The 406-nt window shown below is 58.1% G+C and carries 1 protein-coding gene; it reads right to left on the bottom strand.

From position 1 onward, the window contains the following. Positions 1-140: 140 nt before the first annotated feature. A partial coding sequence (locus AB5405_RS05640) for a prolyl oligopeptidase family serine peptidase (RefSeq protein ID WP_368137833.1) occupies positions 141-406 on the bottom strand: 266 nt, incomplete at its 5' end.

Here is a 406-nt window from a genome sequence, read left to right on the forward strand (position 1 = left end):
ATACTCGCCCGGATCGACGCGAATCATCACCGGTTGCTCGGCATCCGGATAGAGCTGATCGGCTGCCGCCAAGGCATCGGAAATCGTTGGATACGCTCCTGCCGCAGCCCTCGAAACGCGCAGCGTATAGATACTTTCGCTCATCGTCCATCACGCTCCCAGGAAGCGAACTGCTCAGGCCAGCCCTGAACTTGTGGCTGAATATGCTCGGCGCAGCCCTTAAATGCCGTTAGGGCCGTGGCGAGCGATGCCCCATGCTTTCCATGCGGAAAGACATGTAGGCTAAAGCCAATCCCGTGGTCGGCAAGAGCCTGCGCAAGAAGGAGGCTATTTTGAACTGGTACCGATGCATCCTCGGCGGTATGCCACAAGAACGTACGGGGGAAGCCCTCGCCCACCATATTCT

This window comes from Collinsella aerofaciens (assembly GCF_040920445.1).
Taxonomy (GTDB): Bacteria; Actinomycetota; Coriobacteriia; order Coriobacteriales; family Coriobacteriaceae; genus Collinsella; species Collinsella aerofaciens_BH.